We start from the raw sequence: 23,500 nt of genomic DNA on the forward strand, positions 1-23,500 counted from the left end.
ACTTTGAGTTAAGTATACCCTTTCAGAAATATTATTTCAACATAAATGAAATATAAAAAATAAAAAGAAATTTTATTCCTAGACTGTAAAACGTTATTATAAATAAAAAAGAGCCTAAAAAGGCTCTTTTATTCCAATTCTTCTATAAAAGAATTAACAAAATTTACCATTAAATCTTTTCTATCGTAGGCTAACTTCTTACCTGTTGTTGTTTGCATCAAATCTGGTAATTTAAATAATTTTTCATAAAAATGATTAATTACGGTTTGATTAATTCGGTAATCTTCTTTTGTCATATTATCTCTTGGTGGAATAGTTGAATCATACAAGGTATGGCCTTTTTTTCCACCATAATAAAAGGTGCGACCTATCCCAATAGCTCCAATAGCATCTAAGCGATCTGCATCTTGTACTATTTTGGCTTCTAAAGATAGTTTTGGTGGTTCTTTTTGTTCCAATTGATGGCTAAAAGACACGTTATCAATAATCTCAAAAAGGTGTTCTACAACTTTTTCTTCTAACTCCAAACTTATTAGTAACTTCTTTAGTTCTTCTCTAGCCTTTTGAGGATTTTCTACCAATTTATCATCCATCACATCATGTAAATAAGCTCCTGATAAAATTAAAAAGAGATCTCCTCCTTCTATTTCTTGGATGTTTCTTGCATTTTTAACAACACGATTAATGTGATCCATACTATGACCCGTTTGATCTTCTGATAAAACTTTAACAGCATAGGCTTCAATTTGAGTCATTCTCTCCAAGTCTCTTTTATCCACGATTTAATCATCCTCCTCATTTTTTACAGTATATCATTTCCTATTACTTTAAACGAAAACAAAAAACAGCCCCGAAAGGCTGTCATTTATATTAAGATAGCAAGAGTTTGATAAGGTTTTAGAAGTTGTTGTTTGCTTAATTCTGTTTCATCGTAATTATCTAATAAAATTTTTCCTGATAAAAATTCATTTGGAATTTCAACTATTGTTGACTCACTGTAAAAATTATTCAAACACAATAATTTATTCCCTTGCCACTCACGAATAAAACCATAAACAGCTTGATGATCTTTAGCGTAACCTTCATAGCTTCCTTCAGCAATAAGTGGCATCTCTTTTCTTAAGGCAATCAATTGTTGATAAAATGAAAAGATACTGCCTGTTTCTAGCTCTTTAACAACGTTTATGTCGGTATAATTATCTGCAATTTTTAACCACGGTGTTCCTTTCGTAAAACCACTATTTTCATTCTGATTCCACTGCATCGGTACTCTTGAATTATCACGAGATTTATCTTTAATAATGGTCATAACCTCATTCTCTGATAACCCTGATTGACTTAATTTATCAAAAGCATTTAAACTTTCCACATCAACATACTCTTTAATAGATTCAAATTCAGGATTCACCATTCCAATTTCTTCCCCCATATAAATAAAAGGAGTCCCTCGACTTAGATGAATGGCTGCGCCTAACATTTTTGCCCCAGTTTCTCTAAATTCTTTAACATCAACAAAACGATTTAAAGCCCTCGGTTGGTCATGATTATTCCAGAATAAAGCATTCCATCCTCCTGCTTGGCTCATTTCTTCTCCCCAAGTATGGAATAAATGTTTTAGTTCTTCAAAATCAAAATCCATAACTGTCCATTTTTCTTTATTTTTATAATCTACTTTCAAATGATGAAAGTTAAAGGTCATAGACAATTCATTTCGTTCTGGTTGCGTATATAAAATACAGCTTTCAATAGTTGTCGCACTCATCTCTCCAACTGTAATAGCATCATCATATTTACCAAACGTTCGCTCATTTAATTCTTGTAAATAATCATGGGTAATTGGTTTATCCGTATATTCTGATTTACCATCATTAATAGGATTATTTTTTAACACTTCATCTTTTCCAATCACATTAATGACATCAAAACGTAAACCTCTCACTCCTTTTTCAAGCCAAAAATTAACCACATTAGCTAATTCCTCACGAACTTCTGGATTACGCCAATTTAAATCAGCTTGAGTCTGGTCAAACAAATGGAGATAATACTTATCTGTCTCACCAAATTTAGACCATGCATTGCCACCGAACTTAGATTCCCAATCAGTTGGCTCATCTCTTAAGATAAAGTAATTTTGGTATTTAACGTCACCTGCTAGAGCTTTTTTAAACCAAACATGTTCCGTTGAGACGTGATTTAAAACCATATCAAACATAATTTCAATTTCATATTTTTTGGCTTCTCTTAGTAATAACTCAAAGTCTTCCATCGTTCCAAATAAGGGATCAATGCCAATATAATCTGAAATATCATAGCCATTATCTTTTTGGGGAGAAGGATAAATCGGATTAAGCCACAACATATCTACACCTAATTCATTTAAATAGGGTAGTTTTTCCACTATTCCTAATAAATCTCCTATACCGTTACCCGTTGTATCTAAAAAAGATTTCGGGTAAATTTGATAAATCACTTTATTTTTGAATGTCATATCAATATCCTCACTTATCAGTAAAAGGAGTAGCCTAAGAAGCTACTCCCATCATTTAATTTTTTGTTGCTTCTCCGATAGCTTCTTTAGCTAAACTCTCACCTTTTTTATCAAGTGTAAAATCTGCTAATACATCAGAGTTAGTTATGACAGTAATGATGTCAGTTTTTTTACCTGCTGACATTACTTCATCTAATTTCATAGTAGCCACTAGCGTATTTGCTGTCACTCTATCTCCTTCTTTTACATGAACTGTAAATGGAGCACCTTTTAATTCAACCGTATCTAATCCCATATGAAGTAACACTTCTAAACCACTATCAGTTAAAAAGCCAATCGCATGTTGTGTTTCAAAAACACTTGAAACGATTCCCTCAACAGGTGAATAGACGTCATTATTGTTGGGTTTTACAGCAAAACCTTCACCCATCATTTTAGTTCCAAATACTGGGTCTTCAACCTCATCAATAGCAATCACTTCTCCACTTGCTGGAGCAAACAGTAATTCTTTTTTAGAAGTTGATGGTGTTGATGCCGCTAAAGATTCATTAAGCACAACAGGTGATTGACCTGCTTCAGCTTCCATTACTTGTTCTACTTTATTAAAAATACCACGACGAGCAAAAAATACAGTTAATAAGAATGGAATGACGATAGCAATTAACATGGCAATACTATATGCAAGCCATCCTCCACCAATAGTTGAATTAATAGCTAAAATCCCAGGTAAACCTCCAACACCAATTGAGTTGGCACGTACCCCCATAATAGTTGAAAACATGGCAGCAAATCCTGAACCAATCATTGCAGCTACAAAAGGATACACATATTTTAAGTTAATCCCAAACATAGCTGGTTCTGTTACACCAAGATATGCAGAAATCATTGACGGAATCGAAACTTGCTCTTCGTCTTTATCTCCTCTATGTAAAAAGATAATAGCTAGTACCGCAGAACCTTGGGCAATATTAGACAAGGCAATCATTGGCCATAAATTAGTAGTTCCAAAATCCGCCACTAATTGTGTATCTATTGCATTACTCATGTGATGTAGTCCTGTAATAACTAAAGGTGAATACAAAGCACCAAACACACCTGCAAATAACCAGTTAAGTGAAGAAGTTAACCCTACATTAACGACTGTTGAAATCGCTGTTCCTATTTTCCAACCAATCGGGCCTAAAACTACATGAGCCGCTAAAATCGCAGGTAATAAAGATAAGAAAGGAACAAAAATCATAGAAATTGCTTCTGGAATTCGTTTACGCCAAAAAATTTCTAAATAAGCTAATAAGAATCCAGCTAACATAGCCGGAATAACTTGCGCTTGATAACCGATCATTTGAATTTGAGCAAAACCAAAATCCCAAACAGGAATATCAGCAGCTGCTGTAGAACCTACACCATAAGCATTTAATAATTGCGGAGACACTAATGTAATCCCTAAAATAATTCCTAATATTTGTGTAGTTCCCATTTTTTTAGCAATACTCCAAGTAATCCCAACTGGAAGAAAATGGAAAATAGCTTCACCAGGTAACCAAAGAAAAGCATTTACGCCACTCCAAAATTGTGATACTTCAACAATAGTTTGACCACCTAAACGAGCAAACTCAATTCCTTCTAATACATTTCTAAAACCTAAAATAAGTCCCCCAACAATAATAGCTGGAATAATCGGTGTAAAAATTTCGGCAAGAACTGAAATAGCCCGTTGTAGCGGATTTAAGTTTTGCTTAGCTAAGCTTTTCCCTTGCTCTTTTGAAACACCCTCAACACCTGAATAGGCACTAAATTCATTATAAAAAGTTGATACATCATTTCCAATAATTACTTGAAACTGACCAGCGTTTGTAAACATTCCTTTAACACTTGGAATTTTTTCAATTGCTTTTTCGTTTGCTTTTTTAGGATCATTTAAAACAAAACGCATACGAGTAGCTCAATGAGAGACACCTGAAATATTTTCTTTTCCACCAACAAATTCAAGCAACTGTTTCACATCATCTTGATATTTACCCATGAATAACTCCTCTTTCCTAACTTGACTATACAAGTTGTTTTTACAAATTTATAATAACGGTTTCATTTTTAAATTGCAAGCATTTTTTCTCTCATATTTGAGAGTTGATAAAAAAAAGAGTGGCCTTTATAATGAAAGAGCTAATAGAAACAGTGATAACATCAAAGAAAGAGTGAATACTTTTGAATAAGTTCCATGAAATTTTTTTAGATTTAGAAAAAAAAATATTAAATAATACATACCCTTCAAAAAGTCTTCTACCTAGTGAAAATCAACTAATGAAAATTTACGGTGTTTCTCGTGAGACGATTCGAAAAGCCTTAAATTTATTAACCAATGCTGGTTATATTCAAAAAAAACAAGGAAAAGGTTCCTTTGTTTTAGATTTTAGACGTTTTGATTTTCCTTTATCAGGTTTAACTAGTTTTAAAGAACTTCAAGAAACTCAGCAAATTGATAACAAAACAATTGTGACCACTTTAGAAAAAGAACTGATTTCTCCTGAATTAAGTCAGTTAACAGGATGGAAAAAAGATGCTTCCATTTGGAATCTCGTTCGACAACGTCAAATTGATGGTGAAGTGGTTATTTTAGACAAGGATTTTCTATTAACAGATATTATTGAAGACTTACCTTTGGATAAAGCTGAGAATTCAATTTATGACTACTTTGAAAATGATCTAGGCCTAGAAATTGCTTATGCTAAAAAGGAAATTGAAGTGGATCCTATTACAGAAGAAATTGCAAAATTAATGGATTTAAGACCTGAAGATACTCATGTTATTGCCATTAAGAGTTTGGTCTTTTTAGAAGATACTCGTTGTTTTGAATACACTGAATCTTATCATCGTTTAGACAAATTTAAATTTGTAGAATTCGCTAGAAGAAGAAAAATTTAGTCACTATTCTCATCTTTAAGCATTAACAAAAACGAAGTGATTTCTTGTAAAAAAATAAAGGTCGAGACATTTTTTCATGTCTCGACCTTTTTCTTTAAATTTATTTAACAACACCATTTCCAGCAATTCGTCCAAAGACAATAATATCTGCAATGGCATCTGAGCCTAAGCGGTTAGTCCCATGAATATCTCCTGTTACTTCCCCTGCTGCATAAACATTAGGTATCGGCTTTTTATCGCCATCTAATAGTTGCGCTTTTGTATTAATGGTTAAGCCTCCCATTGTATGATGTACTGCTGGAATAGATTTCATTATATAGTATGGTCCTTCTCCAAAAGCAACTAACTCACCACGCTTATTAAACTCTAAATCTTTTCCGTCTTTCGCATATTTATTATAATTATCAATCGTTGTTTGTAGTTCTTTAGAATCAATGTCAAAATGTTTTGCTGCTTCTTCAACTGTATCAGCTTTTATTAAAAGACCTCGTTCTATTAAACTCTCATACTCTTTTTTATGAGTTTTATCTACTTTTGAAGCATCCATTGCAGACTTGTCCCAGAACATATAAGAATGACCATCAGATTGTTTAGTCACAGCTTTAGAAATAACATCGCGACGTTCTAATTCTTCTACAAAACGTTTCCCTTCTTTGTTAACTAAAATAGAACGTCCTTCCATTCTAACATCACCTACATAAAGTAAACGACCTGTTTCTGGATCACAGGTTGGATAGGTTTGGATATACTCCATATCCGTGGTACCAGCACCAACTGCCTCACCGATTAAAATACCATCTCCCATACTACCAGCACTAGTTGTTGCTAATATTTTTTCATCCATGTCTTTATTGTATTCTTTTCGCATGTCTAGATTAGAACCAAATCCACCTGAAGCAATAACAATACCTTCTTTAGCTGTAAATGTAATATCTTTATCATTTACTTTAGCTTCTACTTGGTCAAATTCTTTTCCATTTGATGCACTAATTTTTTTAGCATCTGCTTCTGTCAAAATAGTCACTTTAGACTCTTTAGCTTTTTTCTCTAATTTTTTGATTAACTCAGCTCCTGAAGCATCTTTGGGTACTAAACTTCTTTTCACTGAATGCCCACCAAAGAATAATAAGTAATCTTCAAACTCTACCTTAACATCATCTCGTAACCACTCAGCGCCAGATAAAGCATTATCTGCTAATACTCGAACTAATTCGGGATCATTTTCAGCGTCTCCACCTTTAATGATATCTTCGTAGAATTGATCTTTACTATCTTTGATCCCTTCTTTTTCTTGTAGCCAATTTCCAGGAGCTGCCATTTCACCACCAGAAATCATTGTATTCCCACCAAGAACTGGTAATTTTTCAAGTAAAACAACATCTGCTCCTTTTTCTGCTGCGGTAATAGCTGCTGTTAATCCAGCTCCGCCACCACCAATAACAACTACATCATAGTCTGTTTTACTTACTTCTTTAGCTTTTGGTAAACTTGCTTTAACTTTAGCTAAGGCAGCTACATCTACACTTGATTTACCTAAAGCATCTTTAACAGCATCTACGATAGCGTTACTTGTCGATGATGCTCCACTAACTACATCCACATCAAGCCCTTGATCCTTAACAATAGCTTCTGGTATTTGTTTTAATGCTAAATCTGAAACACCATCTGTTTCGCTACTTTCAATGACTTCAATTTTATTAATTTTATCGCCATCTACTGTCACAGAAACTTTGATTGGACCATTAGCTCCTTTGGCTTCCCCTTCAAAACTCTCTACTTTGCTACTTCCTGTTGAACAACCAACTAATAAGAACATAAGTAGCCCTACAAATAAACTTTTTAAAACTTTCTTCACTACTAACTTCCCCCTTTATTTATCACTTACACAGTATAAGTTATCTTTTTCACAATAACAACTGTAATAATAACAGGTTATTTGTAAAACAATACATTTAATTTGTTAACTAAATCACTTTTATATTAGAATAATCAGCCATATGGTCTTCTTTTAAATAAAAAAAGACTTGAGATTTTTTTCTCAAGTCTTAAAAATTATTTAAATGCTTTTAATACATCTTTAATCATTAACTCAGTCGATTCAATTCCCCCACCTGATAAATACCACACATCTGGTGTTAGTGAAATAACTTTTCCATCTTTCCCAGCATTTGTTTGTTTCACTAGTTCATTGTCAGCGACATTATTTTTACTATCATCTCCACCAATAGCTTTAGTACGGTCAATAACAAATAAAATATCAGGATTTGTTTCTAAAACATATTCATATGATACTTCTTGTCCATGAGTTGAAGCTTCAATCTTGTCATCTGCTAAGGCAACACCAAATGTATCATGAATAATACCAAAACGAGAACCTTCACCATAAGCAGATAAAGAACCTTCATTTACTAAAGTCACTAAACCTTTTTCTTTACTTGCTTCTGCTGCTTCTTTTACTTCACTAATTTGTGTTTCTAAAGAAGCAATTTTTTCTTCAGCTTCTTTTTCTTTACCAAAAATAGTTCCTAATGTTTCAATGTTAGCTTTAGTTGATTCCCATGTTTTAGTACTATCAACACCTAGATAAAGAGTTGGTGCAATTTTTTCTAAGTCTTTTTGAGAGTCTTGTTGACGTCCTGAAATAACAATTAACTCAGGTTGTAAAGAATTAATTTTTTCTAAATCAGGTTCTTTAATTCCCCCTGCTGATTCAACTGAACTAAATGTTTCTAAATATTTTGGTAATGTTTTTAAAGGTGCTGCAATAACACTTTCACCAGCGCCTAATTGATTAATAGTATCTAATGATCCCATATCAAAAACAACTACTTTTTTAGGATTTTTAGGAACTTCTACGTTGTTGCCTTCACTGTCTTTTACTGTTAATGTGTTACTTTCTGAAACACTACTACTTGATGATGTTTCTTTTGTATCTGCTTGTTTATCGTTATTTCCACAAGCTCCTAAAAATAACATTCCTACTGCTAAAACGCCTACTAAACTAACTAATTTTTTCTTCATTCTCTATTCCTTATCTCCTTTAATTAAAATATAAACAAAATCTTTTGCCTTCTAACTCGCAAACACGAATACTCATATCATAAAGTTCATCTAATACTTCCTTCACAATAATGTCATCTGTTGCTCCCGTTTTGAAAATTTCACCATTTTTCATAGCAACAATTTCATCTGCGTAGCTTGCTGCAAAGTTAATATCATGAAGTACAATAATAACTGTTTTACCTTTTTCATCAACTAGTTGACGAATTGTTTTCATTAATTGTACGGCATGATTCATATCTAAATTATTGAGCGGCTCATCTAAAAAGATATACTCTGTATCTTGAGCTAGAACCATCGCAATATAAGCACGTTGTAATTGCCCTCCTGAAAGGGTATCAATCGTTGTTTCAGCTAAATCAAGTAACCCTAAAAAAGTTAAGGCTTCATTAATCTTTTCACGGTCTAAAGATGTTAATCGTCCCTTACTATGTGGAAACCGACCAAACGCGACTAACTCACTAACAGTTAGTTTTAACTGAATGCCATTAGCTTGCTTTAAAATGGATAGTTTCTTGGCTAATTCTTGTTGATTCCAAGCTTTAACTTCTTCACCATCTAAATAAATCGCCCCTTTATCTTTATCAATCAAGCGGCTCATCATTGAAAGAAGCGTACTTTTCCCAGCACCATTCGGTCCAATAAAAGCTGTTAATTTACCTTTTTTCACTTGATAATCAACATCTTTTACCACACTTTTAGAACCGTACTGTTTCGTTACTTGATTTATCTCCATTAAATTTGACCTCCTTTCTGTTTCATTAGTTTCCATACAAAGTAAAGACCACCACTAAATTCAATGACCACACTTAATGTTGTGTTCATTTTAAAGACTTGTTCCACTAAAAATTGCCCTGCAACAAGAAATAGGATACTTAATAAAGCTCCTGATAAAAATAAATATTTATGTTGATAGGTATTCATCCATTGATAAGTAACGTTTGCCACGATGAAACCTAAAAAAGTAATTGGACCGATCAAAGCTGTCGCTAAAGCTACTGCTATACTTACAAGTAACAACATATATTTTCTAAAACGATTCACATTAATTCCCAAATTGATGGCTTGCTCATTTCCTAAATGAAGAACATCCAACTTCGGACTAGCTTGTAAAAATAAGATAACTAGTACAATAACAATTGGGATAACTAACACTAAGAGAGATACATCGACATTACTAAAACTAGCAAATAGTTTACCTTGTAATTTATCGTATTCATTTGGATCCATTAGAACTTGTAAAAAAGTACTTAGACTTCTAAATAAAGTGCCTAAAATCATCCCTATCATAAGCAGCAAGAACAAATCTTGTTTTTCTTTTTTTAATAGAGCTGAAAATAAAGTCACACTAAGTAAGACCATTAAAAAAACATTTATGATGAATAGACGAGGATCTCCTTGAAGACTTTGCCCAAATATAAAAAATAAAACTGTTTGAATTAACACATATAAGGAATCAAACCCTAAAATACTAGGTGTTAAAAAATGATTCTCAGAAATCGTTTGAAAAGTTATCGTTGAAAAACTTGTTAACAAACCAACGATAACAAAAGCCAATAGCTTTCTACCTCTTAGTGACAGAGCAAAAGACCAATTGCCATAAGTGTTATAAGTTAAAAACAAGAAAATCATCAGCAACGTTACTATCGCTAATAGGAATAAACTAACATTTTGATGTTTTTTTAAAAAGGTCATGCTTTTTTACCTCCCTTAAGAAGTAAGAAGATAAAAATAATACTTCCAATGACTCCTACAATTAAACTAACAGGTACTTCATATGGCGCATTAATAACCCGAGATAAAATATCACACATCACTAAGAATAAACTACCTGAAACAGCCGTTATCCAGAGTGTTCCTTTTAATTGATCTCCGTAAAACTGAGAAACAATATTAGGAATAATCACTCCAATAAATGGCAGGCCTCCAATAGTCACTAAAGTCACACTACTTGCCACAGCAATTAACAATAATCCTATTAATTGTGTTTTCTCGTAGTTCAGTCCTATGTTAGTTGCCATATCTTCTCCCATTCCCACTATGGTAAAGCGATAAGCAAATAAATAACAAACAATTAAAACAGGGACAGATAAGTAGATTAACTCATAATCTCCTTTGGTAACTGTTGAAAAGCTACCTTGTAACCAGGAAGTCATATTTTGAATTAACTGAAATTGATAGGCAAAAAAAGTAACCACAGACCCAATGATATTTCCAAACATCACTCCTACTAAAGGAATCATGATTTGATTCTTCGCAGGAATTCTTTTTATTATTTGTAAAAATAAATAAGTACCTAAAAAAGCAAAAATAAAGGCAACAAAAGAACGCGTTAATATGGAACTAGTTGGGAAAAATAACATCGCTACTAACATTCCTAATCTAGCACTGTCCATTGTTCCAGCTGTTGTAGGTGAAACAAACTTATTTTGTGTTAAATGTTGCATGATTAAACCGCAAACACTACTTGTAGCTCCTGCTATAATCAAGCTAGTCGTACGAGGAACTCTCGTGTTCCAAAAAACTAATTTTTCAATATCATCAAAGTTAAATAAGTGAGAAAAAGGAATACTTTGTACACCTACGAACAATGACAAACAAGAAAAAAAGATTAATAAACTAATCGGAATTGTTTTTTTCATAAGTCACCTTTTGTTATTTATAATCATTCTAATTGACAATGATTCTCATTACCAACTAAGTTTAACCAATGTATTTTTAAAATGCAACTCTTTTATGGAATCTACTTTTATCATACCTGTGTTATACTTAAACTATGTAAGATTAGGAAAGGACGTTGCTTATGTCTTCAAAAAATGTTCAAGATTATTTAGACAACGCTTTATATGGAACACCCGAAATAAAACCCGACGAAAAAAGAAAATACTTAGGTACTTTTAGAGAACGAGTTGTTTTCGTCATGACTTTGTCAGAAGCTGAGCAAACAAGTTTCAAACAATTTTGCTTAGACAAATTTAAAGAATACCCTAATGGTACGCTACTAATTAATGCCAATATTCCAATGGCTATACAAAATAGAATCATGAAAATAGCACAACAAGTTAATATTGGATTTAGAATGGTCGATACAGATATATCTACTGTATCAAAAGAAGAAATTGTTATTGTTTTTGCAGTGGACACTGCCATAAATATAGATGATATCTCGGTAAAAAAAGACCAAATAAAACAAAAAATAGCATCATCTCAAAATGATTCGAATACTGACAAGAAAAAAACAGGCTTTTTACAGCGCCTGTTTCAGTAAACGCCTATGACAAAGAAAAAATCAAAAAAAAAGAAAAAGGTTACCTCTAGAAAATCAAATAAAAAATTTATTGTAACAACACTTTTTTTCTCATTGGCCTTATTTTTTTAATCAATGGAGTGACCTGGATAGAGAAAAGAGCCTTTATTTCAAAGAGTCATAAGGAAAAAATAGAGATTATCTCTCATTCATTTAAGGACTCTAATCTTTTAGGTTCAGTCATTCTTGTTAAAGATGGCAAAACTCTTTTAACAGAAAGTTATGGACTTTCTGACCACAATAAAGAAATAAAAAATACTAATGATACGCTCTATCCTGTTGCTTCATTGCAAAAGAAAATGACCGCAGTTATTATCGGACAATTAGTTAGTGAAGGAAAACTCACTTATGAGACAACTGTTAATACTTTTTTCACTGATTTAGAGCATGGTGAAGAAATTACTATTCGAGATTTATTAAATCATACAAGTGGCTATGTCACACCTGAAGTTCCTAATGACCATGTGTTAACATCTGAAAAAGAACAGCTAGAAAATGTGTTAGATACTAGTGTTTTTCTAGAATATGGTGAACCTTACTACTCCAATGGTAATTATAGTTTATTAGCTGCTATTATTAGTCAAATAGAAGAACGGAGTTACAAGGACGTCCTTCAAGATAGAATTTTTATTCCACTAAATATGGAAAATACCTATTTATGGGATGATGTTCCTGATGAGGCTTCAACACCAAAAGAGTACTTTTATGTTAACGGTAGGTCTTATCAAGTTGATTACAGAACTTATTCGAAAGAATTAATGAGTACCTTGCTTGGTGCTGGTAATGTCTACTCGACAGTTAGTGATATGGCACTATTTTTCTCCGCGTTAAACAACGATACTTTATTGAGCGAAGACGAATATAATCTTTTATTTAATTTTCACGAGCCTATTATGTTATCAGGAAATATTTCTGAGGACGGGGCAATGGGTGGTTATAGTAGTTATTTTTATGGCGATATCACCAATCAAACTTTTATTATTTTTCTAGCTAACCAATCCACAGATAGTTATCCAGACCAGTTATTAATTCAAGTCTATCAACAGTTATTACTGTTTTAATAGAGATATTTAATAAGGAGGATGTATTATGAATCAAGAAAAATTAATTAAACAAGAATTAGCTGAAGCTTTACATGCACACATTTTATTATTAAAAGACATTGAAATGATTGACCAAAAAGCAACAAATGCGTTACCTTTTATCATGAAAAGTTTAGGTTTTATGTTAGAAAGAATACCTGAAGCTTTAATTTCTGAAGATGAAGAGGATTTATATTTCGCAGCATTTCAGTACTATAATTTATTAGCTGAACTAAAAAGCAATCTTGCTTTATCTTTTCCACATATTACATCTATTGATTTATCAGCTTTCCCACATGAACATGTTCTTTTATTAAATCAGTGGTGGGAAGAAAAAACTGGATTAAAAGTCGATACACCAACTAAACAAACGATTACAGTAATAAATTAAATAACCAAAAAACTAAGATACCTATTTAAAATAGTGCGCTCTTAGTTTTTTTATTTGGTTTCTCTAAAACTAAAAATGTGTTTATTAAAACTTATTGTCCTTCTTTGAAGTTTTACTTCTTAATGGAATACCTTGTTTTTTTAAATGTATATATAATGTCGCTTTAGAAATAGCACTCTCTTCAATAATTTGGTGTATCTCCATTTCTGTATTTCTATAAAGATGAATAGCTCTATCAATTTCTATGGTCAAAGATGGGCGCCCAAGCTGAATACCTTTTGATTTTGCTGCAGCAATTCCTGAAGTTATTCGCTCACGTATAAGTTCAGCTTCCATTTCAGCAAACGCACTCATAATGGTAAAAATCAGTTTCCCCATAGGCGTTGAAGTATCAATTTGATTACTAATACTAACAAAATTAACTCCTTTTTTTTGAAATAATTCAAGCATCTTTAACATGTGCTGAGTTCCTCTAGCGAGACGATCTAATTTATAAATAACAATCGTATCTCCTTGTTTAAGTTTCTTTAGCAACTTGTTTAATACTTTGCGATCCTTTATCCTTCCACTTTCACACTCTGTATAAATTTTATCAACACCATAGTTATTAAGTGCCTCTAGCTGTGAATCAAATTTCTGATGGCTTGTACTTACTCTAGCATAACCAATGATAGCCATTATATTCCTCCTAAGTAATACTTGATAAAAATGATTGAAATATCTAAATCATTTACTCCAATAGATTAACACGATAAATTTATGATAATTTCCTTATTTTTGACTAAAAAAATAGTTTTTTTATAGAAAACAAATGATAAAAAAACTAATTTCGACTGTAAAAAAGATATTTTTATGTAGTATAATCATTTAAACACTTACTTTTATTCCACAGCAAGGATGATTTCACATATGTTTTTAACATCTAAACATTCCATTAAACTGGATATTTTTAAATCTTTACTTTTTTCAGATGAAAGTCTGTCTATAATTTCATTGGCAAATGATTTTAATGTTTCACGTAAGACTCTTATCCGCTACTTAGACGAACTGATAACTGACATCAATAATTATTTTCCAGAATTCAATTTAATTTTTGAAGTAAATCGAGGGAAAATAGTCACATTTGACATAGAAAAAGAAACTGCACTCTATTTATTAAGTTATCTCAACCTCTCTTACACTGAAGAAACAAAAGAATTCCAAATGATTCATTTGCTTCTTCAAAAAAAAATCAAAAATGTAAATGAACTAGCTGAAGAACTTCATCAAAGTTTATCTACCACTTATCTTACTTTAGATCGAGTTTTATACTTACTCAAACACTTTGACATTCAACTAAATCTTTCATCACAAAATCATATATCTAATTTTGTTTATGAAGAAAAAAAATTACGCTTATTTGGTTATTACTTTTATTGGTTAACTTATCGTGGGATTAAATTACCCAATAATTGGAAAGAGAACTCTTGGATACAACCTACTTTCAACAAAAATCAAGAAAATTTTATTTCTCAACTGTTACCTTCAAAACAAAATCAAATTCTCTACATCGGTATTATTTGGTATCGCCGACTACTTTTACGACAGAAAACACTTCAATTCCCTGAACCATTTAAAAGTATTCTGTTGATAATGACTAATATTCACGATGTGACAAAAACATACCTCTCTGTTCCTTTAGGTATCAATTCTTGTTCTATCGAAGATGAAACACTCTTTATTAATCTATTTATTCGACATTTAATTAGTGATATTGATTCAGACAGTCAGAAATTCTTCATGATGACAGAATTAAAAAAGCTTGATAATCCTATTATTCATTTATCAAATTCTCTTTTAGATAGATTGATTAGTAATTTCAATTTACTTATCTCAGATAAAAATAAAGCTTTCTTTTATTATTATTTCGTTCTTTTTTTTATGTATACTCAATATTTTGACATTAAAATTCCTATCAGTTTTTTTAATCGTACTACCTTTAAAAATAATAATAACTATGAGCTTAACAATAAGATAAGTCGATTCCTAAAAAATTTTATTAAAACAGAGCCATTAGTAAAAAAAGTAAAGATAGATGATTTTTATTTTCAACTACTCGTTTCACAAATTTATGTTTATCTAGATATGTTATCTCAATCCCCCTTAAAAATAGCTTCTCAATTTTCAAAAAATATTATGGGAGAAGAATTAATTAAACATCGATTAACAAAAATTTATACATCTAAGGCTCTGATATTTACCTCAAATTATCAAGAAGCTGATTTAGTCATTTCAGAAAGTTACGAAGGTTTAAAAAAAGAGAAATACTATTTTTATATCGACTCACTAACAGATGAAGAGGCATGGGTACGATTATTTAATTATGTTCAAGAACAGATTTTAGCTCGCAATTTTTAATGCCCAAAAAGAATCTAAAAAACAGATAAAAATGAGTTTATTAAAACTTATTTTTATCTGTTTCCTAATTTTTCTACGTTGAAAACATAATAATTAACAATATAGAGAAATCGTCGTTACCTTTTTACAAATGGTAAACGCTCTTCACCAAAAAGTGGACTATTAAGATACATTATCTCCTTACCTAAAAATGGTATTCCTTCTAATTTAAAATGAAAATAAGTATCAATGTTTTGTTTTCCAAATAATGTATCCATTCCTTTATTTGTATACATAACTACAAGTTTTTCTTTATTATTAGTAACCACATTAAATAAATTATTTCCTACGAATAAATTATCAATCATCTTTGAATCGAATTTATTACGATCAATCTCGACTCCAGCCATGACCTTATAACCATCATAAATATTCATAAACGCTGGATTCCATTCGCCATTATAAAATAGCGTATAGCCTTCCATTCCTTCATAATTTTGTATTGATATTTTCCATTTATTCTTTTCACTTCTCAAAATTATATTTTTTTCTTTATGTTGCCAATCTCCTGAAACTTTCCCAGTAAAAGGCCATATTATCCATGTCATAAATAATAACAAAATACTAATTAACATAATGCTTATCATCATTTTTTTAGTACTATCATACTTTTTTTTTCCGTCTGTTTCCATGTGCACCTTTCTTAATAACTTGTTCTTTATTATTCTTTTTTCTTTTAAGAATCAATGCGATAACTAAAATGAGTAAAACAATCACTAACGCTAAAAAAATTAATAGTATGTATGATGAATAGTCTTTTTCAACATCTACAGCTTGTTCGTTTAAAGTTTTAGCCTCTTTATTAGAAATAGTAAACTCTTGATCAAACTTCCATTCTTTTCCAGTTTCTTCTGACCTAGCTTTTAATACATATCGGTAAGTTCCAGCCTTAAACTCTTGATTATCCCAACTAACAGGAAAATCAAAATGAGTATTAGGTGCTATTCTGTAACCGTCTACCTTATTTTCATGTAATACTTTATCTTGCCCTTTTTTCATTACTTGACCATGATAACTAACTTTATCAATAATAGTAGGTGTTGGATTCTGGAGTGTTGCTTTAATCGAGTTTCTTCCAACAATCTGACTGGCTTGAACACTCTTTAAAAACAATTCAGATGTAGGAAGCTTATCATTTTCTTGTAATCTAATTGCAATCGTATAGGCAAAAGAATTACTAACACTGAAACCGTTAGCTTCTTCTTTTTCCTTGTTCTCACTATCCGATATACTACTAATCCGTATCCCACCTAAAATAATCCCCTCAAAAGGCTTTTTAGGTATTTTTAATTTAATAATAACTCTTCCTGATCCCTTGGCTGGAATACTAATAGTATCGACCGTTGAAGCAATATCTGATATTGACAATTTCATAGATTCATCTCTGTCTGAATCCTTTAATGTATAAATAAATCCGCCATTTTCTCCTGTCGCTGCGGGATTAATTTCGAATTTAGTTGTTATAGCTTGATCACTTTTATTATGAACAATTAGATTTAACTCTTGTTCAGTTCCTGGTAATACTTTCAAATCGTAGAAACCGGAATTAGATGCAACTTGATTTTCTGGAAATTCTGGCTTAACTGTAAAATCAACTTCTTCAGCGTGAGCAATTGGACTAAAAAATATCATTAATCCGAAAACTAGTTTTAAATAATTGATTACTTTACGTTTATTCATTATTTGGCGACTCCTTTATTAATAAATAGAGAAAATTCTCGAATAAATATTCGAGAATTTTCAATTGTTCTATGGTCCAACGGTCAATGTCCAAGTTAGATTAGTACTGTACGCTTTTGCATGAGCTGTATCAGTATTTGGTACATGTAATTTAACATCTGTGTTTTTATCTGTTAACGCTGGTACATTGGTTGCTTCTGATCCATAATCATTTTCTAAGTAATTTTTTCTAAAAACAACAGATGATATGGTTCCATGAGTTGAACCAGTATCCTCTTGACTGGCTTTAGATGTTAAAATCGGAAGACTTCCTCCATCTTTACCTTTTACTGGTATCGAAATGTAGCCACTACTAGGAATAATAGGACCTGTAAGTAAAGCTGAGACATCTTTCAAATTATTAGTCAAAGTACTATTATGAATCTGAATTCTTGATAATTTTAATTCATGTCCTTGCTCTGTTGGTGCTTTGAACAAACTATCTTGTTCTACATTCACTTGCCACTTTGTTCCTGTATCTGCCGAAAAATCACCTACTTGAACAAAATGTGGAATGGCATATGATGTCGTATCACTTGATTTTTCTTTATAGTTTTCATAAATGGCATCAAAATATCCTCCATTTGCTTTTAAGGCATTTTGACCAAAATTAAAGTTTGGGGCATGTAACAATTGAACTCCATCAATTTGTGTTTGATCTCCATCAATCATGATATCATTATCTGTTCCAGGTTTAATAACGCTACCAATATCAGTTGGCACTGTAAACGAAGTACTTCCTTTTGTTTTAATATCTGCTGTTGCTGCATTTGTTGAGGTTGCAAAAAGTAAACTTAAAACAACTGCACATCCACCCATTAAGAACATCTCATTTTTTTTCATCTTAATTCTCCTTACGGTTCAACAGTTAGTGTCCATGTTAAATTAGCCACATAAGCTTTAGCTTGAGATTTATCATTAGCTGGTACGTTTAATCTAACACCTTCATATTTAACAGCATTTGGCGTTTTTGCCGCTGTGTAATCGTCAGTAATATATCCTTCTTTAAATACTGCCGAACTAAATGAATTCAATGTAAAACCAGGTGTTTTGTTAGCTAAAACGGTTAAAGAATCTTTCCCTACTGGAATCTCCGAATATGAACCAAATGTATCTACACTTCCCAAAGCTAAACCAGACAATTTACCTGCCAATTCATCTGAACTATAAGCACTGCTTGTAAAGGTATTTCCATAAATTCTAATTCTTGAGTTTGTTAATATCTTAGAAGTCTCACCCACTGTTTTAAAAGCTTCATCTTGAGTTACTGATAAATTCCAAGTCGTTAAATCATTTCCTGAAACATCAGCAACTTGAACAGAATGTGGCATATAGAAAATTTCTGTACCTTTGTTCTTTGTTCTTTTTTCTAGTAATGCTTGATATTCTGCTGTTCTTAATTCTGTTTTGTTATCTGAACCAAAAGAGAAGTTTGGTAAATGAGTAACATAAACGCCATTAGATTCTGGTAAAGGTTTTGGTTTGGACGGATCCTTCGGGTCTGGATCTGGATCAACTAATTCAGGGTCTTTAGGTCCTTCTTCTGGTTTCCCCGGATCTGGTCTTAGTCCTGTTATAAATTCTGCATCTGCACTGGTACTTCCCTTGCTTTCAGCTGCTTGAGTTGTTATTCCTATTGCTCCTAAAACTACTGCACTTATTGTTAGACTTGTTAATAATTTTGTTTTCATTTGTCTTCCTTCTTTCTTACTAATTATTTTGTTCTTTATTTAATTTTTGATACATAAATATAACGCTTATAGCTATAATTGAATATCCTATTAATTTGTATTCTTTTTCTTGTTCATTTGTTTTGGGAAGTTTCATTGAATCTTGACTTTCTCTTTCAACCCCTTGAATAAAACCTATATCTGCTTGTGTTTGCCCTTCTATCTCCACGGCTAAAACTGGTGAACTGAACAGGCAAAACAGCAACAATACATAAAAAAGTATTTTTTTTCGCACATTACATATCTCCCTCTATGTTCTATGGTCCTTGAACCAGTTCCCAGGTAACTTCTGCATAGTATCCCCCTTGAATAACACCACTACCTTTTGGTACTTCCAAACGTAATTCTTTTTCAGCTTCATTAGACAATGTAATTTCATAAGCCTTCTCTGAACGAGCTGTTGAACTTCTATAGATTTCATTACCCACTGGTGATATTTCTCGCTCCATCTCCCCATCAAAATAGACCAACTTAGCATTAAGTAATTTCTTTCCATTAGAGTGTTCGAAAGGTTTGGATAAAACTCCACTAATTTGAAACTGGCCTCGCTTAAATCCCTCGCTAGGTTTCATTTTTCCTCTAGTGTCTTCAACATTTAAAACAAATGGCTGCGCTCCCTCATAATGTAGTCTTTGATCAATAGGTATTATTGCACCAGACTCAAAATTCATCTCTTTGGTAACACTCACTAGACTAACTTTTCCTTTAAAAATAAAATTTAAAGTGGTTTCATTATTTTCGATTAATATGTCATCTACCGGTCGACTTATTAATTCGTAACCTTGATTTTTTATTGCTGCTAAAATTATTTGTAACTCAGAAATTTCAGTTAAATTAATTTTCTCATTAATATTCACTGGTATTTTTAAAGATTCAGCAAGTTCTGTCCCATCTTCATCTTGGAAATTTAACTGTAAATTAGCTTTACTCTCTGGCGTCAAAGTCAATATTTCTTCCGGTGAAGTTAATCCTTCAGCATCACCTGCATAGAATTTAATTGAGTGATTACCAATAGGTATCTCAGTTGCTGGAATTGTATATGAAAACTCTTGCCAAACACCTTTGTCTAAATTGGAGTTATAACTGATCAATTTCGTCGGTTTATCGTTAATTTGATACATAAGTAGTACTACTAAACTGTCATCATCCTTCCAAATACCTCTAACTGTAAAATCTTTTCCATCTGAAATCCCTTCTTTTTGAGCTAATTTAATAACTGGAGCTTTATTACCTACTTCTGGCTCTTCAATAGTAGAGTCTCTTTCATAGATAAAAATAATATCCAAATTATCATGAGCAAATAATCCTATTTTATTCGTAGGTTCTTTAAATAGTTTATAACCAGAAATCGTCTTTGAGTGAGCTTGATACAAACTATTTATCGTCCCAGTTAAAATTTCCATAGGTGCAACTTCTCTTCCTTCTAAATCTGTATATAACACTCTCACAGAAACTATTTCTTCATTAGGTTTGTTTGGATCGTCAATTTTCTCATAAATATAAGTTACACTAGGCGTTTGAGCAGAAAATATCCCAATAGCATTATTAGGTGTTTCTTTCAGTTTATAACCTGGAATCGTTTTCGATTGTGATTGATAAAGAGAACCCACTACTCCTTGTAGTTGCTCTTTTACCGCAATTTCTTCTCCTAACTCATTTTTATGAAGAATATCTACCGTCGCTAACCCAGCAGGAGGATCAACCTCTTCTACATAGTCAAATTCTTCAAATTCATGTTCTCCAAATAGTAATCCTGTTTGAGCACATGAATATGTTAGTAAAAGATAATTAGCATTTTCATAAGATACTGATACCCATGCTCGACGATCAGACTCAGCTACGTCAGCTGAATTTTGTGCACGTATTATTGTTTTCTCTGAGTTGGAATTACTATCCGTATTAAGAATAGTATTATCCATTGAATAAATGCTATCTATACTACCACCAACAGATTCAATCACCATTGTTTCACCATTATCAATATCTCCAATAGTTAAGTTTCCTGACATCACAACAGGTTGCTTACTGATTGAATCTATAAACTCTAATTTAAATTGCGGGTCTGCACTACGAGTATCAGACACAGTCAGCAATGACTCTTTTGGTGTCGGTTTATTTTTATCCAATCCAACAAAAAAGGTTGAAGGATATGCTGATACAAGAGAGAATTTAACATCTATTGACCTACCATTCATTACCCCCATGTTTGTTGCGATGATATAAGGTGGATTTGTGGTAATCATTTCTTTATCTAACATAATTTTTTTACCATCGTGAGGTACTTCTCTACCATTTTTATAGACACTTACTTTGGTTTGAGCTGTTGCTTTTGGTTGAAATGAAAACTTACTAGAGATAGGCGTTTTTATTCCATTATAAATCGGCTTGTATAATGGTGAGCTTGTTAAAGGTACTGTAGCGCGATTTTCGATATTTAATACTTTCATCGACTCCTCCACAAACTCCGAATCAATATCATTTTCCGCATATCCCCTAGTAATAAGTGAACTAGTAAAGAAAAGACAACTTAAAAACAAAGCAAAAAGGATATTTTTTATTTTCATATCGCTATTCCCCCCTACCATCTTCACTCAACACTACTATCTGTTTGCTTAACCATACTTACATACTTGTATACAGTACCTAAAGAGACTTCACATTTATCAGCAATCCCTCTTAGAGACATCGCTTCATGAATATAAAGATATTGAATCTTTTTAACCACATTTGGATCAATTTTCGGTCTCCCAATTTTTTTTCCCATTTTTCTGGCTTTAGTTAAACTTTTTCGAATCAAATAACTAGCATTTTTTTCATCAGTGCTTAATAGAATTTGACAGATTTCAAAAAAATTATGAACAACCTCTGTATCAATATTATCTTTCATACTTTGTAGATGTAGATCATGTTGCTGGAGGTATAACAAAAATAGTTTTAATTTCTTCAACCCAGTACCGAAAACTTGTAGGTTATAAATAACTATTTTATCTCCAGTAGACATTCTTTTCATTAATCTTGTTAATTTTTCATACGTTGTTGTCCCACCATTTTCAATTACAACTTCATCGCAGTCTGTCTTAAATATTTCCTTTAATTGAATGCTTTCACTGACTGGGTAACCTTCCCTAACATAGCCGTATAACACTATACATCCTCCTCCCTCCTTTTTAGTCAGAACAGATTTTTTCTGAAGTCTAAAAATCTAAAGTTTGTTAGAACAGTAAAATAATCTGCTTTAATAATGATAATAATAAAAGAAAACCCTAATTAATAAGGACTTTCTTTTTAAGGAAAACGTTTATTTATGTACAAAAGTGAAGTAAAAAAATCATTAGTATATTTGACTTGTTATGGTTTGTCAACTTTTTTTTAATATAGGTTAAAAAATTGTCAAAAAACTGAAACATAGGGATTTTTTTCTTTTATATAGACTGTAACGGTTAAAAAAAAGAGAGTTTAATTTTATTAATAATGAAATGGAGCAATAATTATGACGACTATAGGTTATATGCGAGTTAGTACACCACATCAAAAATTTGATTCACAAAAAAAAGCGCTTGAAAGTTATGGGGTCGATGTTATCTTTAAAGAATATGAAAGCGGGCGAAAACAAGAACGTAATCAATTAAATAAAGCTTTGGATACTTTAAAATCCGGTGATACATTCGTTATTTATAAACTAGATAGACTGGCAAGAAATACTAAGCAATTACTTCAACTATCAGAATTTTTTGAAAAGAGTAACGTCAACTTTGTCAGCATAGATAATAATATTGATACATCAACAGCTATGGGAAGATTTTTTTTCACAGTTATGGGAGCTTTTGCTGAGATGGAAGCGGAATTAATTAGAGAGAGGGTTATTGCAGGCTTAGATGCAGCTCGAGAAAACGGTAAGACTCTCGGTAGACCAACTCGTACTAAATCTATTGACAAGGCTATTAGACTGTATCAAGAAACCAACTTACCCGTTTATTTGATAGCTCGAAAATGTCATTTGTCTATCCCCACAATCTATAATCATTTAGAGAAACGAAAAATTCCTAAGAGAAATAAAATAAATAATTAACCTTTTGATGCCTCTATATTTAATGGATTAAGACATAAAACAATACGATTTTCATAGTTAAAAAACACCAGAAAAATTACTCGTATACAAGAATAGAGACGGAACCTTGAGTTAGTCTCATCAAACTTCTTTATTTGTTCGAAATTATTTATTCAAATCAAATTAAAAAGAGGCTGTGACATAAGTCTCTGAATAAAACAAAAAAGCAATCAAATTTATGAGTAAAATTCATTTATTTGATTGCTTTTTTTAGTTAAAATAAAAACGTACAGGTGGCCCCCTGTACGTTAAGTCAT

General features: G+C 31.8%; 21 protein-coding genes and 1 pseudogene. 6 read left to right on the forward strand and 16 right to left on the reverse strand.

Annotation, left to right across the window (positions count from 1 at the left end):
• Positions 1–128 precede the first annotated feature (128 nt).
• The 3 genes and pseudogenes from ACODH8_RS05630 to treP all read right to left on the reverse strand — a co-directional run bounded on the left by ACODH8_RS05630 (position 129) and on the right by treP (position 4,511).
• Positions 129–779, reverse strand: coding sequence for an HD domain-containing protein (locus ACODH8_RS05630; RefSeq protein ID WP_332466045.1), 651 nt, complete (start codon positions 777–779; stop codon positions 129–131).
• Between the two features lie 86 nt (positions 780–865).
• On the reverse strand, positions 866–2,488 hold the full coding sequence (gene treC, locus ACODH8_RS05635; RefSeq protein ID WP_332466046.1) for an alpha,alpha-phosphotrehalase: 1,623 nt from the start codon (positions 2,486–2,488) through the stop codon (positions 866–868).
• A 55-nt stretch (positions 2,489–2,543) separates the two neighbouring features.
• Positions 2,544–4,511 (reverse strand): annotated as a pseudogene (gene treP / locus ACODH8_RS05640) (PTS system trehalose-specific EIIBC component).
• 182 nt (positions 4,512–4,693) lie between these two features.
• Here treP and treR point away from each other — a divergent pair.
• Entirely contained in the window at positions 4,694–5,410 is a 717-nt protein-coding gene (gene treR / locus ACODH8_RS05645) for a trehalose operon repressor (protein ID WP_332466048.1), read from the forward strand.
• 100 nt (positions 5,411–5,510) lie between these two features.
• Here treR and ACODH8_RS05650 read toward each other — a convergent pair whose 3' ends face one another.
• From ACODH8_RS05650 to ACODH8_RS05670, 5 genes are all read right to left on the reverse strand, one after another.
• Complete coding sequence (locus ACODH8_RS05650; RefSeq protein ID WP_332466049.1) at positions 5,511–7,265, reverse strand: flavocytochrome c; 1,755 nt, start codon at positions 7,263–7,265, stop codon at positions 5,511–5,513.
• 197 nt (positions 7,266–7,462) lie between these two features.
• The gene (locus tag ACODH8_RS05655) at positions 7,463–8,431 is read right to left on the reverse strand and encodes a siderophore ABC transporter substrate-binding protein (protein ID WP_332466050.1); all 969 of its coding nucleotides are present in this window, start codon (positions 8,429–8,431) and stop codon (positions 7,463–7,465) included.
• Between the two features lie 19 nt (positions 8,432–8,450).
• On the reverse strand, positions 8,451–9,206 hold the full coding sequence (locus ACODH8_RS05660; protein WP_332466051.1) for an ABC transporter ATP-binding protein: 756 nt from the start codon (positions 9,204–9,206) through the stop codon (positions 8,451–8,453).
• Complete coding sequence (locus ACODH8_RS05665; protein ID WP_332466052.1) at positions 9,206–10,165, reverse strand: iron chelate uptake ABC transporter family permease subunit; 960 nt, start codon at positions 10,163–10,165, stop codon at positions 9,206–9,208. The genes ACODH8_RS05660 and ACODH8_RS05665 overlap by 1 nt, the downstream gene beginning before the upstream one ends.
• Positions 10,162–11,112: an ABC transporter permease gene (locus tag ACODH8_RS05670; protein ID WP_332466053.1), complete on the reverse strand. Its 951-nt coding sequence runs from the start codon at positions 11,110–11,112 to the stop codon at positions 10,162–10,164. Before ACODH8_RS05670 ends, ACODH8_RS05665 begins: the two co-directional genes overlap by 4 nt.
• Positions 11,113–11,273: 161 nt before the next feature.
• On the opposite strand from ACODH8_RS05670, the gene ACODH8_RS05675 reads away from it, so the two are divergent.
• The 3 genes from ACODH8_RS05675 to ACODH8_RS05685 all read left to right on the forward strand — a co-directional run bounded on the left by ACODH8_RS05675 (position 11,274) and on the right by ACODH8_RS05685 (position 13,250).
• Positions 11,274–11,738, forward strand: coding sequence for a YueI family protein (locus ACODH8_RS05675; protein ID WP_332466054.1), 465 nt, complete (start codon positions 11,274–11,276; stop codon positions 11,736–11,738).
• 119 nt (positions 11,739–11,857) lie between these two features.
• Positions 11,858–12,838: a serine hydrolase domain-containing protein gene (locus ACODH8_RS05680; protein ID WP_332525819.1), complete on the forward strand. Its 981-nt coding sequence runs from the start codon at positions 11,858–11,860 to the stop codon at positions 12,836–12,838.
• Positions 12,839–12,866: 28 nt separating this feature from the next.
• On the forward strand, positions 12,867–13,250 hold the full coding sequence (locus ACODH8_RS05685; protein WP_332466056.1) for a hypothetical protein: 384 nt from the start codon (positions 12,867–12,869) through the stop codon (positions 13,248–13,250).
• Positions 13,251–13,334: 84 nt separating this feature from the next.
• Here ACODH8_RS05685 and ACODH8_RS05690 read toward each other — a convergent pair whose 3' ends face one another.
• A complete protein-coding gene (locus ACODH8_RS05690) occupies positions 13,335–13,928 on the reverse strand; it encodes a recombinase family protein (RefSeq protein WP_332466057.1) in 594 nt (197 codons plus the stop codon).
• Positions 13,929–14,159: 231 nt separating this feature from the next.
• Between ACODH8_RS05690 and ACODH8_RS05695 the strand changes: the two genes are divergently transcribed.
• The gene (locus ACODH8_RS05695) at positions 14,160–15,647 is read left to right on the forward strand and encodes a helix-turn-helix domain-containing protein (RefSeq protein ID WP_332466058.1); all 1,488 of its coding nucleotides are present in this window, start codon (positions 14,160–14,162) and stop codon (positions 15,645–15,647) included.
• 116 nt (positions 15,648–15,763) lie between these two features.
• Here ACODH8_RS05695 and ACODH8_RS05700 read toward each other — a convergent pair whose 3' ends face one another.
• The 7 genes from ACODH8_RS05700 to ACODH8_RS05730 all read right to left on the reverse strand — a co-directional run bounded on the left by ACODH8_RS05700 (position 15,764) and on the right by ACODH8_RS05730 (position 22,280).
• Positions 15,764–16,318, reverse strand: coding sequence for a hypothetical protein (locus tag ACODH8_RS05700; protein WP_332466059.1), 555 nt, complete (start codon positions 16,316–16,318; stop codon positions 15,764–15,766).
• Positions 16,290–17,366, reverse strand: a complete 1,077-nt coding sequence (locus tag ACODH8_RS05705; protein WP_332466060.1) for a DUF916 and DUF3324 domain-containing protein — start codon at positions 17,364–17,366, stop codon at positions 16,290–16,292. Before ACODH8_RS05705 ends, ACODH8_RS05700 begins: the two co-directional genes overlap by 29 nt.
• A 69-nt stretch (positions 17,367–17,435) precedes the next feature.
• The gene (locus tag ACODH8_RS05710; RefSeq protein ID WP_332466061.1) at positions 17,436–18,248 is read right to left on the reverse strand and encodes a WxL domain-containing protein; all 813 of its coding nucleotides are present in this window, start codon (positions 18,246–18,248) and stop codon (positions 17,436–17,438) included.
• 11 nt (positions 18,249–18,259) lie between these two features.
• A complete protein-coding gene (locus ACODH8_RS05715) occupies positions 18,260–19,096 on the reverse strand; it encodes a WxL domain-containing protein (RefSeq protein ID WP_332466062.1) in 837 nt (278 codons plus the stop codon).
• 19 nt (positions 19,097–19,115) lie between these two features.
• Positions 19,116–19,370: a hypothetical protein gene (locus tag ACODH8_RS05720; protein WP_332466063.1), complete on the reverse strand. Its 255-nt coding sequence runs from the start codon at positions 19,368–19,370 to the stop codon at positions 19,116–19,118.
• 22 nt (positions 19,371–19,392) lie between these two features.
• On the reverse strand, positions 19,393–21,582 hold the full coding sequence (locus ACODH8_RS05725; RefSeq protein ID WP_420517616.1) for a MucBP domain-containing protein: 2,190 nt from the start codon (positions 21,580–21,582) through the stop codon (positions 19,393–19,395).
• Positions 21,583–21,722: 140 nt separating this feature from the next.
• Positions 21,723–22,280: a recombinase family protein gene (locus ACODH8_RS05730; RefSeq protein WP_332466065.1), complete on the reverse strand. Its 558-nt coding sequence runs from the start codon at positions 22,278–22,280 to the stop codon at positions 21,723–21,725.
• 345 nt (positions 22,281–22,625) lie between these two features.
• On the opposite strand from ACODH8_RS05730, the gene ACODH8_RS05735 reads away from it, so the two are divergent.
• Positions 22,626–23,204, forward strand: a complete 579-nt coding sequence (locus tag ACODH8_RS05735) for a recombinase family protein (RefSeq protein ID WP_332466066.1) — start codon at positions 22,626–22,628, stop codon at positions 23,202–23,204.
• The last annotated feature ends 296 nt before the right edge of the window (positions 23,205–23,500 follow it).

It is taken from the genome of Vagococcus fluvialis (genome assembly GCF_048815235.1).
Taxonomy (GTDB): Bacteria; Bacillota; Bacilli; order Lactobacillales; family Vagococcaceae; genus Vagococcus.

Bases quoted from the DNA above. Each gene is read 5' to 3' on its own strand.
- treC (WP_332466046.1), bottom strand. From the start codon at position 2,488: ATGACATTCAAAAATAAAGTGATTTATCAAATTTACCCGAAATCTTTT.
- ACODH8_RS05655 (WP_332466050.1), bottom strand. From the start codon at position 8,431: ATGAAGAAAAAATTAGTTAGTTTAGTAGGCGTTTTAGCAGTAGGAATG.
- ACODH8_RS05660 (WP_332466051.1), bottom strand. From the start codon at position 9,206: ATGGAGATAAATCAAGTAACGAAACAGTACGGTTCTAAAAGTGTGGTA.
- ACODH8_RS05665 (WP_332466052.1), bottom strand. From the start codon at position 10,165: ATGACCTTTTTAAAAAAACATCAAAATGTTAGTTTATTCCTATTAGCG.
- ACODH8_RS05670 (WP_332466053.1), bottom strand. From the start codon at position 11,112: ATGAAAAAAACAATTCCGATTAGTTTATTAATCTTTTTTTCTTGTTTG.
- ACODH8_RS05675 (WP_332466054.1), top strand. From the start codon at position 11,274: ATGTCTTCAAAAAATGTTCAAGATTATTTAGACAACGCTTTATATGGA.
- ACODH8_RS05685 (WP_332466056.1), top strand. From the start codon at position 12,867: ATGAATCAAGAAAAATTAATTAAACAAGAATTAGCTGAAGCTTTACAT.
- ACODH8_RS05690 (WP_332466057.1), bottom strand. From the start codon at position 13,928: ATGGCTATCATTGGTTATGCTAGAGTAAGTACAAGCCATCAGAAATTT.
- ACODH8_RS05695 (WP_332466058.1), top strand. From the start codon at position 14,160: ATGTTTTTAACATCTAAACATTCCATTAAACTGGATATTTTTAAATCT.
- ACODH8_RS05700 (WP_332466059.1), bottom strand. From the start codon at position 16,318: ATGGAAACAGACGGAAAAAAAAAGTATGATAGTACTAAAAAAATGATG.
- ACODH8_RS05705 (WP_332466060.1), bottom strand. From the start codon at position 17,366: ATGAATAAACGTAAAGTAATCAATTATTTAAAACTAGTTTTCGGATTA.
- ACODH8_RS05710 (WP_332466061.1), bottom strand. From the start codon at position 18,248: ATGAAAAAAAATGAGATGTTCTTAATGGGTGGATGTGCAGTTGTTTTA.
- ACODH8_RS05715 (WP_332466062.1), bottom strand. From the start codon at position 19,096: ATGAAAACAAAATTATTAACAAGTCTAACAATAAGTGCAGTAGTTTTA.
- ACODH8_RS05725 (WP_420517616.1), bottom strand. From the start codon at position 21,582: ATGAAAGTATTAAATATCGAAAATCGCGCTACAGTACCTTTAACAAGC.
- ACODH8_RS05735 (WP_332466066.1), top strand. From the start codon at position 22,626: ATGACGACTATAGGTTATATGCGAGTTAGTACACCACATCAAAAATTT.